Here is a 12,126-nt window from a genome sequence, read left to right as displayed (position 1 = left end):
AGCCGCTGCGGCCCGCGCCGCTAATATGGGTCTGGAAGCCCCAAGGTTGCAAGTATCTCGACCTCAAGACTTTCCATCAATTCCGCATCCGCGTCGTCGATGTGATCGAAGCCCAACAGATGCAGGACTCCGTGCACCACCAGATGGGTCACATGGTCCTCGACGGGGCGCCCCGCCTCGGCAGCTTCCCGCCGACAGGTTTCCACCGCGATGGCGATGTCGCCCAGTTCCCCGGCCTCTGGCGGGTCGGGACGTTCGCCTGCGAATTCCGACGCGCGTTCCTCGGACGGCCATGACAGGACGTTGGTCGGCGTGGGCTTGTCGCGGAAGTCCGCATTCAACACGGCGATGCGGGCGTCGTCGCAGCCCAGAACCGCCGTTTCGAAGTCATCGGGATCAAGCCCAAGGTGACGCAGGGTCGCCGTTTCCGCACGCGCGGCCAGCTGTTCCAGCTTCAGCGTCTCCCAGTCGGGGGCTTCGATCACAACATCCACGGTCATTCCGCCAGTGATGCCAAGCCACCCCGAAAGTAAAGCCCGCCGCGGCATCCGCGCCACGATCCCGCGCAAAATCATTAAAGCCAGCGTTATTAAACGGACCTTAGGACAGGGATTGTTAAGCTGCTACCGGATAACACGCGGCGGATTTTGACTATCCGCACCGTGAAGGAGACGTTGAATGCGGAAGGCTCGGGCAATCCCGCCCGGCCCTACAGGAGCCTACAGGAGACAAACCCGCAATGTACGTGACCGTCCTGTATCGCAACACATGCCTGCAGATGTATCTGCGGCCCGCGCGGGCTGTGCGCAGGTCCGTGCGCCCGGCGCCGATGCTGCGGCTGATCGCCGGCTAAGCCCACCGCGCTGAAACGCTGGCTTAGGCGTGGCCGATCACTTTCGGGTCGCGGCACGCGTGGCGCGCGCATTCCAGTTCCAGCGTCGAATGTCCGACGCCGAACTTCTCTGACAGCATCACCTTGATACGCGCCTTGATGGCGTCCGCTTCGGCCCACCTGCCCTCGACCACGACGACATGCGCCTCCATCGCGGGGTGATGTTCCTCCATCTGCCACAGATGCGCGTGATGCACGCTTGCGACCCCGTCGACCCCTTGCAGGCTTTCGACGATCTCTTCGCTGTCCAGACCCGGCGGGCTGGCCTGCATGAGGATGCGGATCACCTCGCCGATTTCAGCGAACCCCATCCACAGGATGTAGCCCGCGATCATCAGCGTCACCAGCGGGTCGACCCACCACCAGCCGAACACCAGAATGGCCACCCCCGCCACGATGACGGCGACCGAGCCCAGCGCATCTGCAAGGTTGTGCAGGAAGGCGGCCCGGATGTTCACGCTGGACATCGACATCGCATAGGTCAGCGCCGCGGTCACAAGATCCACCACTAGGGCGATCCCGGCGATGATCACGATCATCCAGCCGTTCGCCTGAGACGGATCGAAGAACCGCTCGACGGCTTCGTAGACAAGGTAGAACGCCAGCAGGATCAGCGTGGTATAGTTGATCAGCGCCGCGACGACCTCTGCCCGCCCATAGCCGAACGTCATCTGCGCATCCGCAGGACGGCGGGCGATCTTGCGGGCCGCGAACGCGATAACCAGCGAAACCGCGTCGCTGAGATTGTGCAGCGCATCCGCGATCAACGCCAGCGATCCGGACAGGATGCCGCCGACGATCTGCGCAATCGTCAGCGCGAAGTTCACGCCAATCGCGCCGTACATGCGCCGGTCGCCCGCGTCGGGATCAACGTGATGGTGATGGTGGTGGTGATGACCCATGCCGGCGCCTCCGCAATCCGGGGTCAGACTTAGCCGGACATGCCCCACATGCAAGCCTTCGCGTGGTCAGGCCAGCTTCACGCTCAGCCCGGTCCGCCCGAGAATTTGTGTCAGGAACCCGTTCGCCGGGTCGGACACGTGGTCGGCATAGGGCTGTGCCGAGCCGTGATCTAGATTGTCGCCGATGACCATCGCACCGGGGCGCAGCGCCGGGGTCAGCAGGTCCAGCACCGGCAGGTACATCGACTTCCAACCATCAAGGAACAGGACGTCCACCGGGCCCTGCACCTGACGAAGCGTTTCGCGCGCGTCGCCTTCCAGCAGCGTCACGATGTCCTCGACCCCGGCCCGCGCGAAGGTGTCGCGCAGGGCGGCGCACTTGTCGGGATGCACCTCTGTCGTGATCAGCCGACCGCCGGTTTCCTTCAGCGCGGCGGCAAAATACAGCGTGCTGATCCCGAAGGACGCACCGAACTCGACCACCGTCCGGGCCTGTGCGCCCATCGCCATCATGTAAACGAAGCGCCCCTCTTCGGGCGACAGCGCAAGGTATTCGGACCCCAAGCGCACGATGTCGTCAGTGTTTTCCTCGGGCTTGAAGCCGCCGCGGGCCCGGCGTTCGGCGGTAGAGCGCGCGTCGGCATCGTGCAGGCGCAACAACTCTTCCGCGATGCGCGGGTCCTTCGGCAACCAGTCCATGTCAAATCCTCTTAGGCTGGAATGGCTCAGGAGGTGGCGTCGGCGTCGTAGGCCTGAATGATCTTCGCCACCAGCGGGTGCCGGACAACGTCCTTGGCGGTGAAGTAGCTGAACGAGATGTCGCTGATCGCGCCCAACAGCCGCTCCGCGTCCTGCAGGCCCGACTGTACGCCGCGCGGCAGGTCGACCTGACTGCGGTCGCCGGTGATCACCATGCGGCTGCCTTCGCCAAGGCGGGTCAGGAACATCTTCATCTGCATGGTGGTGGCGTTCTGCGCCTCGTCCAGCACGACGAAGGCGTTCGACAGGGTCCGCCCCCGCATGAAGGCCAGCGGCGCAATCTCGATCTTCTTTTCCTCGATCAGCTTGGCCAGTTGCTTGGCGGGCAGGAAATCGTTCAGCGCGTCGTACAGCGGCTGCATGTACGGATCGACCTTGTCCTTCATGTCGCCGGGCAGGAACCCAAGGCGTTCGCCGGCTTCGACAGCCGGGCGCGACAGGATGATGCGATCGACGTGGCCGCCGATGAACATGCTGACGCCCACCGCCACGGCAAGATAGGTCTTGCCCGTCCCTGCCGGTCCGATGCCGAACGCCAGCTCGTGCTCGAACAGGGCGCGGACATAGGCCTTTTGCGCCTCGGTTCTGGGTTCGACCGTCTTCTTGCGCGTCTTGATCTCAAGCGCACCAGCGTTGAACATTTCCATCTGGTCGCCCGAGCGGCTGCCCGTCTCATCCGGCGACGCGCCCAGCCGCAGCAGGCCGTCGATATCGCCCGCGTCCACGGACCGGCCAGCTTCAAGCCGGGTGTACAGTTGCTGAAGCACCGCCGCCGCTTGGCCGCGTGCTTCGCCCTCGCCGATCACCGCAAGGTGGTTGCCCTTTCGGAAGATCTGGACGCCAAGGCCATGTTCCACCTGAGCGAGGTTGCGGTCGAATTCACCGCATAGGTCAATCAGAAGCCGGTTGTCGGGGAATTCCAACAGTGTCTCGTGGATGTCATCCTGCGAGGCGGGCGGGGTCAGCGTGCCAATTGCCAAAGAGCTCTCCGTTCCCAAATGTTGTGTCCAAGCGTGACAAGACACGCGACATCGCGCAAGCCGCAATCTGAAAAGTTGAACGCGCGCCGTTCAACTTTGATCCGCTTCATGTTGCAGGCGCGTGAAATCAGCGGCGGATCCTGCACAAATCGCGGTGAAACCGGGCGCGACACCCGGCAAAACGCACCTGCAGCAGGCGATTAAAAAATAGTCATCCGTGCCGCCGTCAGGTCGCGGAAGGATGTCCACAGCGTGATTTCAGTATGGGGATAAGTGGAATCCGGCGCGAGCGGGCGAGTCGCCTCTCGCAAGAGGACCGGACACCGTGCGGTTGGGCCGCCCCGGCCGTCAGCGGCCGGGGGCGAATGCCCCAGGCCTTAGTAGCCGCGCAGCACCGAGCGCGCGGTTTCGCGCAGGGCCGCCGAGTTGCCGACGCCAGCGCGATCACGGCAGACGCGTTCAGCCATCGCGTGCGCAGTCGGATAGTCGTAACCGGCAGCGACAAGGCTATCGATGAACTCCGGGTTCGGGCGATCCCAGATCACCTCTTTCCACGGACCGCGGAAACAGCTCACCTTGATCTTTGGACCATACGAATAATAGCGCCCTTCCTGGGCGCTGGCAGTGGTGGCGGCGCTGGCCAGTGTCATCGCGGCAGCGGCAGCCAAAGCAACGAATTTCATGTCTGTACCCCTCAAGAACAGAGATGCGACACGGCGAGGTCAAGCAGCTTCAACGACCTCGTCGCGCGGATGGAATACCCATCCGACGCCAAAGAACGTAGCGCGATTGGAGAGTAAAGCGGGAAATATTAATAGATTGTTGATGGTAGGAGGAAATCCGCCACAATCTTGCCGTGATTTACGAAATTTTAAGACACATTTTCCGCGAATCGACGCGACTCAGCCCCCGAGGTAACGCCCCGAGGGGACCTCGAAATCAGACCAGAACGCCGCCCAAAGAATTCGGCCCGCTTTCCGTGATACGAACCCGGCGCAGGTCGCCGACGGCAACATCCCCGGTGACGTGCACCGCGTGCAGGTAATCCGACTTGCCGGTCATCTGCCCCTCGATCCGGCCCGTCCGTTCGAACAGCACGCCGACCTCGCGACCGACCATCTCGTCCTGAATCTCGCGCTGCTGGCGGGTCAGCAGGGCCTGAAGCCGCGCCAGCCGGTCGCTTGCCGCGTCGGCATCGACCAGCGGGCGTTCCGCCGCCGGGGTTCCCGGACGGGACGAGTACTTGAACGAATAGCACTGGCCGTACCGCACCGCCTCGACCAGCGCCATCGTGTCGGCGAAGTCCTCTTCGGTCTCGCCGGGAAAACCGACGATGAAGTCGCCCGACAGCAGGATGTCCGGCCGCGCGGCGCGGATGCGTTCGATCAGGCGCAGGTAGCTTTCCGCCGTGTGCTTGCGGTTCATCGCCTTCAGCACGCGGTCACTGCCCGACTGCACCGGCAGGTGCAGATACGGCATCAGCTTGTCGACCTCGCCATGCGCCGCGATCAGGTCGTCGTCCATGTCGTTCGGGTGCGAGGTGGTGAACCGGATGCGATCCAGCCCGTCGACCTTCGCCAATTCGCGGATCAGCGTGGCCAGCGTCCAGTCGCCGCCCTCATGCGCCCCGTGGTAGGCGTTGACGTTCTGACCCAGCAGCGTGATCTCGCGCACGCCGCGTTCGACCAGGTCGCGCGCTTCGGTCAGCACCTGCGACACCGGGCGCGAAACCTCGGCGCCCCGGGTATAGGGCACAACGCAGAAGGCGCAGAACTTGTCGCAGCCTTCCTGCACCGTCAGGAACGCGGTCGGGCCACGCTTGGCCTGCGGGCGCTTCTTCAGCTTCTCGAACTTGTCTTCTTCGGGAAAATCGGTGTCGACCACCTTGGCCCCGTTCGAGGTCCGCGCCTCCATCTCGGGTAGGCGGTGATAGCTTTGCGGCCCCACGACCAGATCGACCAGCGGCTGACGGCGCATGATCTCTTCGCCCTCGGCCTGCGCGACGCAACCGGCGACACCGATCCGCAGATCGGGTTTCGCGGCCTTCAGTTCTTTGAAGCGGCCCAGCTCGGAATAGACCTTCTCGGCGGCCTTCTCGCGGATGTGGCAGGTGTTCAGCAGGATCATGTCGGCATCCTCGGGGGTCGAGGTTTCGACATACCCGGCGCCGCCCATGGCCTCTGCCATGCGCTCGCTGTCATAGACGTTCATCTGACAGCCGTAGGTCTTGATGAAAAGCTTCCTGGGGTCCGCCATGTCCGGTTCCGTCCGCTGAAGGGCTTCCGCTGAAGTTCAGACGCGGGCCATACACCCTTGCCCGCGCTCTTGCAAACCCGGCCACGTTCGTCGGATGTTAACGCAAAACGAACAGAACGGGCAGACGATGCGCTACACCAGCCTGGTGGATTTTCTCAACGACGGGCGCCCGGCCTTGGCGAAGGGGCCGGTCGGCATGATCTTCGTCGAGGATCTGGTCGAGGTCGACAGCACCATCCGCCACCATCTGCAGCTGGGCTTCCCGACCCTGCTGGTCTTCGGACCGGAGGAAATGACGCTGTCGCAGGATCTTGCGACCTCTGTCCACCGGATCGACCATCCGATGCAGACGCGCGGGGCGGCGGTGGACGCGGTCAATCAGCTGATCGATGCGGCACCGGATCTGTGGATGTACTACTGCTATAACGCCGAGTACCTGTTCTACCCGTTTTGCGAGACGCGGTCGGTGACGGAAATGCTGGCCTTCCACACCGAGGAACGGCGCGACGCGATCCTGACCTATGTCATCGACCTGTACGCGGGCGATCTGGACATCCATCCCGACGCGGTCAGCCTGAGCGAGGCGTATCTGGACAAGTCCGGCTATTACGCGCTGGCCCGCAACGACGAGGTGGGGCATCCGCGCGAGCGCCAGCTTGATTTTTACGGCGGGCTGCGCTGGCGGTTCGAGGAACACATTCCCACCGCCAGCCGCCGGATCGACCGCATCGCGCTGTTCCGCGCGGCGAAGGGGCTGACGCTGAGGCCGAACCACACGTTCTCGGACGAGGAGTACAACACCTATTCCTGCCCGTGGCACCACAACATCACCGCTGCGATCTGTTCTTTCCGGACGGCCAAGGCATTGAAAACGAACGCGGGTTCCACGTTCGACATTCCGAACTTCGTTTGGCACAACTCGACGCCCTTTACGTGGCAGTCAAAGCAGCTTCTGGACCTTGGGTTGATGGAACCGGGCCAGTGGTTCTGACACGCGGATCACGGCAATTTGCCGCCAAGCGGTCCTAGTGTTGCCGTAATGCCTTAATTAAGCCCGATTCCATTTTTAGGCCTTTACCCTAACAAAAAATACAATCGAGCAGACGCGAGGCATAAAATGCGCCTCTTTCAAATTGGCCTGAACAACTGTGCCGACTTGGCACTTCACGAGCTTTTCACCGCCAGCGGCGTCACATCGCTGCGCGGATCGGGGATCGACTGGCAAGAGACCGCGCCAACGCTGGACCGGCGTAACGCGCAGATCCGCATCGACCGCAACATCCGCGCCGGGCGCCATGCGCTGGACGGGCTGGAAGAGTTCGACGCCTTCTTCGATATGGAATTCGTCGTGAATGGCGGTTCGATCGAGAACTTCCGCCACTTTGCCCTGCTGGCCGAGGATTACCCGGACGCGAAGTTCCTTCTGAACACCCGTGACAAGCAGGACTGGCTGCGCGACCGCGCGCTGGCCCGCGACGGGCTGTACCTGCGCCTTGCCAAGGAACGCACAGGCATGAGCGACAAGGGGGTGCTGAACATGTGGGCCGATGACTTTCACCGGCATCACGACATGGTCCGCAGCTACTTCGCCCCCCAGCCCGGGCGGTTGCTGGAGTTCGACATCGACCGCACGCCAATCCGCGACCTGAAACGGTTCGTCGCGCCGGACATGCACCTGATGACACGGCACTGGCAGCGTGGCGATCACCCTGCATCGGTCTGGGACAACTGGCCGCTCAGCTTGCTGACGGCTTGGGCCCAAGACCGCGACCCGGATACCTCCCCCAACAAACCAAGGGCGGCCTGAACCGCCCGGATGACCCTCCTGTCACCCACTTCCGCCGCCGATCCCGCCGGGATCCGGCGGCGGCTTCACTGGGTCAGGATCTTCTGCATCAGGTGCAGGTCCAGCAACCGCCCGAACTTCCACCCGACCTCTGGCAGCACCGCGACCTCACGGTAGCCCAGCGCCGCGTGGAAGGCGATGCCCGCCGGATTGCCGGAACTGACACCGGCGAAGATCGAATGCGCCCCGCCCTGCCGCGCGTGATCCTCGACCGCTTCCATCAGGGCCCGGCCAAGGCCACGGCCACGGACCGCCGGGTCAAGGATCACGGTATGCTCCATCGTCCGGGCGTATCCGCGTCCGCCGCGGAACTGGAAATAGGTCGCGAAGCCTTCGACCGCTCCGCCATCTTCGGCCACGAAGAAGCCATGCCCGTCCGCCGCCCGCTGCGACAGGATCGCGACGACATCGGCGTCCGATTTCTCGACGGGATTGAAGGTGATGTCCGTGTCGCGGATGACCGGGTTCCACAACGCCGCGATCCGGGCGGCATCGGCCTCGGTCGCGGGGCGGATCGTCATTCCAGAACGCGCAGGCCGCCGGGCGTCTCGATCTCGGCCCGCATCGCCAACGGTCCTTGGTGCAGGACGACCGGCATCGTCGTGAAGACCTTCGACAGCGCGTCGCGCAATGCGTCCGCGTCGGGGTGGCTGATCTCCAACCTCTTCAGGCGACAGCCCGCGTCGGGCAGCGTTTGCGACGGATGGACGCCCTCGGGCCACTGGATGATTGCCGGAAAGGCGCCCGAGAACGGCAGCTTTCCGTCCACCGGCACGCCCATATGCCACACGAGCGAGCCGCGCGACATTTCGGTCGCGGGTCCGGCGGCCGCCGGGGCCGCGGCCAGCGCCGCGTCCAGATCATCGGTGCGGGCGATCCAGTTGGTCAGCCTTGGCGCGCCCGAGAAGTTATCAAGGTCGAAGGGGCGCGGACGCCCCGGATCTATGCCGTCCGGGTCGATGGCGATGACTTCCAGATAGACCGGGCCCAGCCCCAGCAAGCGGTTGTGGGTGCCCATCTTCTCGTGCCGCCCACCGCCTGCCAGCGGGACGCCCAGCGCGGCCTCGACCGCTGCGACGCCCTCCTCCAGCGTAGAGGCAGACAGGGCGAAATGATCAAGCTCGGCCATGAAGGTCATGCGGAGGCTCCGTGCTTTAGGGCAGTGCCGTGGTTCAGATCACGCGCAGGATCAGCGCCCAGACCAGCGCCAGCACGGTCGGGTACATCGTTGCCGCGAACCCGAAGGCGCGCAAGGGCGGCGAGACGTGGTAGCCGATCCAAAAGGCCAGCCGGGCGATAACGAACCCGATCGACAGGCACAGCACCACGCCCAGCCCGTCGGTCAGAAGCAGGTAGGAAATCACCGGCCACAGGCAGGCGGCCAGCACCGACTGTTCGACGGTGTTGCGCAGCACGCGCTGGTCGATCTCGGCGGCGCTGCCCAAGGGCGGTGGCGTGCCGTCGATCAGCGTGGGCGAGAAGAAGCGGCGCATCGCAATGGCGCCGATCACCAGAAGCAGCGAAATGCCGGGGCCGATCAGGAAGAACTGTTCCACGACAACGCGCGAGAAGACCGGGATCTGCACATACGTTACCGCGATCCAGATCAGCGCCACCGACCAGACGGCGCCCAGTCCCGCGCCGATGGCGATCTTGCCTTGCTTGCCCATGTCGTCGTCTCTCCGGTTTCCGCTGCACCCCGCCGTTTCTACAGGCTTTTCCCAGTCGTGCAACGACGGGGATGCGCGAAAGCCTGCCCTATGCGGCGTCCGTCCGGGCGGCCGAGATCAGCTGCAGGATGTCCTTCGCCGCTTCGGGGATGTTGGTTCCCGGCCCGAAGATCGCCTTCACGCCGGCCTTCTTGAGGAACTCGTAATCCTGATGCGGGATCACCCCGCCGCAGATCACGATAATGTCCTCTGCGCCCTGCTCTTTCAGCGCGGCGATCAGCTTGGGCGCCAGCGTCTTGTGGCCCGCCGCCTGGCTTGAGATGCCGACGACGTGCACGTCGTTGTCCACCGCATCCTGCGCGGCCTCTTCCGGGGTCTGGAACAAGGGGCCGACGTCGACGTCAAAACCGATGTCGGCAAAGGCCGTGGCGATCACCTTGGCGCCGCGGTCGTGACCGTCCTGACCCATCTTGACCACCAGCATCCGGGGCCGGCGGCCTTCCTCTTCGGCGAAGGCCTCGACGTCCTTCTGGATCTGGGCAAAGCCCTCGTCGCCCTCGTAGGCCGCGCCATAGACACCCGCCAGCGTCTTTACCTCGGCCCGATGCCGGCCGAACACCTTCTCCATCGCCATGCTGATCTCTCCTACCGATGCGCGCGCCCGCGCGGCCTCGACCGCGGCTTCCAACAGGTTGCCGCCTTCGGACGCCCGCCGTTCCAGTTCCGCCAGCGCCGCGTCGCAGGCGGCCTGATCGCGGCTGCCCCGGATGCGCTCTAGCCGGGCGATCTGGCTGTCGCGCACCTTGACGTTGTCCACGTCGAGAATGTCGATCTCGTCCTCTGTCTCGCGGCGGTACTTGTTGACCCCGACGATCACCTCTTCGCCGCGGTCGATCATCGCCTGCCGACGTGCTGCCGATTCCTCGATCCGCAGCTTCGGCATCCCAGACGCAACGGCCTTGGTCATGCCGCCCATTTCCTCGATCTCGCCGATCAGCGCCCATGCCTTGTCGGCCAGCTCGGCGGTCAGGCTTTCCACATAGTAAGATCCGGCCAGAGGATCGACGACGCTGGTCACGCCGGTCTCTTCCTGAAGGATCAGCTGCGTGTTCCGGGCGATGCGGGCCGAGAACTCGGTCGGCAGCGCGATCGCTTCGTCCAGCGCATTGGTGTGCAGCGACTGGGTGCCGCCCAGCGCGGCGGACATAGCCTCGTACGCGGTGCGGATGACGTTGTTATAGGGGTCCTGTTCTTGCAAAGACACGCCCGAGGTCTGGCAGTGGGTCCGCAGCATCTTGGACCGCTCTTGCTTTGCGCCGAACTCTTCCATGATGCGGTGCCACAACAGGCGTGCGGCACGCAGCTTGGCGGCCTCCATGAAGAAATTCATGCCGATGGCGAAGAAGAACGACAGCCGTCCGGCGAACTTGTCGACGTCCATGCCGGCCTCGATGGCGGCGCGCACGTACTCGCGCCCGTCCGCCAGCGTGAAGGCCAGTTCCTGCACAAGGTTCGCGCCCGCTTCCTGCATGTGGTAGCCGGAAATCGAGATCGAGTTGAAGCGCGGCATCTCGTTCGACGTGTATTCGATGATGTCCGAGATGATCCGCATCGAGGGTTCGGGCGGATAGATATAGGTGTTCCGCACCATGAACTCTTTCAGAATGTCGTTCTGGATGGTCCCGGACAGAACGGCCCGGTCATGCCCCTGCTCTTCGCCGGTGACGATGAAACTGGCAAGGATCGGGATCACCGCGCCGTTCATGGTCATCGACACGGAGACCTGATCCAGCGGGATGCCGTCGAACAGGATCTTCATGTCCTCGACGCTGTCGATCGCCACCCCCGCCTTTCCCACGTCGCCCACGACCCGTTCATGATCGCTGTCGTATCCGCGGTGCGTGGCAAGGTCGAAAGCCACCGAAACGCCCTGCTGACCGGCGGCCAGCGCCTTGCGGTAAAAGGCGTTCGACTCCTCTGCGGTCGAGAAACCGGCGTACTGGCGGATCGTCCACGGACGTCCGGCATACATCGTGGCCTTCACCCCGCGGGTGAACGGCTCGAACCCCGGCAGCGTCCCCATATGCGGCAGGTCGGCCGTGTCCTCGGCCGTATAAAGGGGCCGTACGTCGATCCCCTCCAGCGTATGCCACGTCAGATCTTCCAGCGGCTTGCCCCGCAGTTCCTTCTCGGCGCGGGCCTTCCAGGCATCGATGTCGCTCATTGATCGGGCTCCTCTCCTACGGATGCGCGCTGGTCACAGTTTCCGGCGCGGGCGCCTTGGCCCTTCGTTTTCCCGACCCCCGGGCTTATATGCGAATAAGCAGGAGGACGAATGGCCAAGGTCTTGACTTCAATATTCATTGTCTGCGTCAGCGCGGCTGCGTGGGCGCAGGATGCAGAGGTGGTCAGCGATACCGGCACGGCAGAGGCCGAGCGGGAGATGGCAGAGGAAGTGCCCCTGTTCTTCGAGGCCTCCGAAGTCACGCTGGACGAGTTCGTCTGGACCAAGCGTGTGGTCGTTGTTTTCGCCGACACGCCAGCGGATCCGCGATACATCGAACAGCTGGAATTGCTTAGCGCCCGGCCCGAGGCCCTGATCGCCCGCGACGTGATCGTCATCACCGACTCGGACCCGTCCGCCGAAACCGACGTGCGCCGTGCGCTCAGGCCGCGCGGCTTCCAACTGACGCTGATCGAGAAGGACGGCCGCGTGAACCTGCGCAAACCGCTTCCGTGGGACGTGCGCGAGGTGACACGCGCCATCGACAAGTGGCCGCTGCGGCAGGAAGAGATCCGCGAAGGGCGCGGGACGGAATAG

The 12,126-nt window shown here is 64.1% G+C and carries 13 protein-coding genes; 3 read left to right on the top strand and 10 right to left on the bottom strand.

Annotated elements, in window-relative coordinates:
- Positions 1-20: 20 nt before the first annotated feature.
- The 6 genes from ybeY to miaB all read right to left on the bottom strand — a co-directional run bounded on the left by ybeY (position 21) and on the right by miaB (position 5,789).
- Positions 21-500 (bottom strand): rRNA maturation RNase YbeY, encoded by a 480-nt coding sequence (gene ybeY, locus P1K30_RS11590; protein ID WP_275632898.1) that lies wholly within the window; start codon positions 498-500, stop codon positions 21-23.
- A 376-nt stretch (positions 501-876) separates the two neighbouring features.
- Positions 877-1,794, bottom strand: coding sequence for a cation diffusion facilitator family transporter (locus P1K30_RS11585; protein WP_275632897.1), 918 nt, complete (start codon positions 1,792-1,794; stop codon positions 877-879).
- A gap of 66 nt (positions 1,795-1,860) precedes the next feature.
- Positions 1,861-2,493 carry an O-methyltransferase gene (locus P1K30_RS11580; protein ID WP_275632896.1) on the bottom strand — a complete coding sequence of 211 codons (633 nt, stop codon included), beginning with the start codon at positions 2,491-2,493 and terminating at the stop codon, positions 1,861-1,863.
- Positions 2,494-2,519: 26 nt separating this feature from the next.
- Complete coding sequence (locus tag P1K30_RS11575; RefSeq protein ID WP_275632895.1) at positions 2,520-3,533, bottom strand: PhoH family protein; 1,014 nt, start codon at positions 3,531-3,533, stop codon at positions 2,520-2,522.
- 377 nt (positions 3,534-3,910) lie between these two features.
- Positions 3,911-4,216, bottom strand: coding sequence for a hypothetical protein (locus P1K30_RS11570; RefSeq protein WP_275632894.1), 306 nt, complete (start codon positions 4,214-4,216; stop codon positions 3,911-3,913).
- A 256-nt stretch (positions 4,217-4,472) separates the two neighbouring features.
- Entirely contained in the window at positions 4,473-5,789 is a 1,317-nt protein-coding gene (miaB, locus tag P1K30_RS11565) for a tRNA (N6-isopentenyl adenosine(37)-C2)-methylthiotransferase MiaB (protein WP_275632893.1), read from the bottom strand.
- Between the two features lie 127 nt (positions 5,790-5,916).
- On the opposite strand from miaB, the gene P1K30_RS11560 reads away from it, so the two are divergent.
- Positions 5,917-6,780: a glycosyltransferase family 2 protein gene (locus tag P1K30_RS11560; protein ID WP_275632892.1), complete on the top strand. Its 864-nt coding sequence runs from the start codon at positions 5,917-5,919 to the stop codon at positions 6,778-6,780.
- A gap of 165 nt (positions 6,781-6,945) precedes the next feature.
- Complete coding sequence (locus P1K30_RS11555; protein ID WP_275632891.1) at positions 6,946-7,596, top strand: sulfotransferase family protein; 651 nt, start codon at positions 6,946-6,948, stop codon at positions 7,594-7,596.
- Positions 7,597-7,661: 65 nt separating this feature from the next.
- On the opposite strand, the gene P1K30_RS11550 is transcribed toward P1K30_RS11555, so the two are convergent.
- The 4 genes from P1K30_RS11550 to scpA all read right to left on the bottom strand — a co-directional run bounded on the left by P1K30_RS11550 (position 7,662) and on the right by scpA (position 11,529).
- Positions 7,662-8,156 (bottom strand): GNAT family N-acetyltransferase, encoded by a 495-nt coding sequence (locus P1K30_RS11550; protein ID WP_275632890.1) that lies wholly within the window; start codon positions 8,154-8,156, stop codon positions 7,662-7,664.
- Complete coding sequence (locus P1K30_RS11545) at positions 8,153-8,773, bottom strand: VOC family protein (RefSeq protein WP_338052359.1); 621 nt, start codon at positions 8,771-8,773, stop codon at positions 8,153-8,155. The genes P1K30_RS11550 and P1K30_RS11545 overlap by 4 nt, the downstream gene beginning before the upstream one ends.
- A gap of 34 nt (positions 8,774-8,807) precedes the next feature.
- A complete protein-coding gene (locus P1K30_RS11540) occupies positions 8,808-9,305 on the bottom strand; it encodes an MAPEG family protein (RefSeq protein WP_275632889.1) in 498 nt (165 codons plus the stop codon).
- Between the two features lie 88 nt (positions 9,306-9,393).
- On the bottom strand, positions 9,394-11,529 hold the full coding sequence (gene scpA / locus P1K30_RS11535) for a methylmalonyl-CoA mutase (protein WP_275632888.1): 2,136 nt from the start codon (positions 11,527-11,529) through the stop codon (positions 9,394-9,396).
- A 111-nt stretch (positions 11,530-11,640) separates the two neighbouring features.
- On the opposite strand from scpA, the gene P1K30_RS11530 reads away from it, so the two are divergent.
- Entirely contained in the window at positions 11,641-12,126 is a 486-nt protein-coding gene (locus P1K30_RS11530; protein WP_275632887.1) for a DUF4174 domain-containing protein, read from the top strand.

The organism is Psychromarinibacter halotolerans, assembly GCF_029168315.1.
GTDB classification, from domain to species: domain Bacteria; phylum Pseudomonadota; class Alphaproteobacteria; order Rhodobacterales; family Rhodobacteraceae; genus Psychromarinibacter; species Psychromarinibacter halotolerans.
Note: the sequence above shows the minus strand (reverse complement) of the source record. Positions and strands in the feature narration are given on the sequence as shown.

Excerpts from the sequence above, each read along its gene's own strand:
- ybeY (WP_275632898.1), bottom strand. The coding sequence starts at position 500 with ATGACCGTGGATGTTGTGATCGAAGCCCCCGACTGGGAGACGCTGAAG.
- P1K30_RS11585 (WP_275632897.1), bottom strand. The coding sequence starts at position 1,794 with ATGGGTCATCACCACCACCATCACCATCACGTTGATCCCGACGCGGGC.
- P1K30_RS11580 (WP_275632896.1), bottom strand. The coding sequence starts at position 2,493 with ATGGACTGGTTGCCGAAGGACCCGCGCATCGCGGAAGAGTTGTTGCGC.
- P1K30_RS11570 (WP_275632894.1), bottom strand. The coding sequence starts at position 4,216 with ATGAAATTCGTTGCTTTGGCTGCCGCTGCCGCGATGACACTGGCCAGC.
- miaB (WP_275632893.1), bottom strand. The coding sequence starts at position 5,789 with ATGGCGGACCCCAGGAAGCTTTTCATCAAGACCTACGGCTGTCAGATG.
- P1K30_RS11560 (WP_275632892.1), top strand. The coding sequence starts at position 5,917 with ATGCGCTACACCAGCCTGGTGGATTTTCTCAACGACGGGCGCCCGGCC.
- P1K30_RS11550 (WP_275632890.1), bottom strand. The coding sequence starts at position 8,156 with ATGACGATCCGCCCCGCGACCGAGGCCGATGCCGCCCGGATCGCGGCG.
- P1K30_RS11545 (WP_338052359.1), bottom strand. The coding sequence starts at position 8,773 with ATGACCTTCATGGCCGAGCTTGATCATTTCGCCCTGTCTGCCTCTACG.
- P1K30_RS11540 (WP_275632889.1), bottom strand. The coding sequence starts at position 9,305 with ATGGGCAAGCAAGGCAAGATCGCCATCGGCGCGGGACTGGGCGCCGTC.
- scpA (WP_275632888.1), bottom strand. The coding sequence starts at position 11,529 with ATGAGCGACATCGATGCCTGGAAGGCCCGCGCCGAGAAGGAACTGCGG.
- P1K30_RS11530 (WP_275632887.1), top strand. The coding sequence starts at position 11,641 with ATGGCCAAGGTCTTGACTTCAATATTCATTGTCTGCGTCAGCGCGGCT.